The 397-nt window shown below is 61.2% G+C and carries 1 protein-coding gene; it reads right to left on the bottom strand.

All coding sequences use genetic code 11. The features are described 5' to 3' along the window. Positions 1 to 397 (bottom strand): MFS transporter (locus ABOC97_RS23935; RefSeq protein ID WP_349602335.1); only part of this gene is annotated, 397 nt, incomplete at both ends.

Below are 397 nucleotides of genomic sequence, written 5' to 3'. Positions count from 1 at the left end.
AGCTCCTCTTCTGTGATGAGGCCGTGTTTTTCCGGGGCGCGGTAGGCAATCAGCCAGAGCACGGACCAGACAATCCCGAAGACGCTCGCCACGACGAAGGCGATGCGCCAGTTGTAATGGATGATGGACCAGGCGACTACGGGCGGGGCGAGCATGGCCCCGGCTGAAGTGCCGATGCTGTAGATCCCACAGGCCAGGCCACGCTCCCGGGGCGGGAACCACTGGGCGGAGACTTTCATTCCGGCAGGATTGAAGGTGGATTCGGTGAGGCCAATGCCCATCCGGAGTATCATCATGGGGAGCCAGGAGCTGAAGAAACCGGTCAGCGCGTTAAAGACGGACCAGAGGATGGCCATCATGGCGAAGACCCAGCGTACGCCGAACCGGTCCATGATAT

Origin of the sequence: Kluyvera huaxiensis (assembly GCF_040149365.1) — a bacterium.
In the GTDB taxonomy this organism is placed as follows: domain Bacteria; phylum Pseudomonadota; class Gammaproteobacteria; order Enterobacterales; family Enterobacteriaceae; genus Kluyvera; species Kluyvera intermedia_A.
This window is presented reverse-complemented; position numbering and strand designations above follow the sequence as displayed.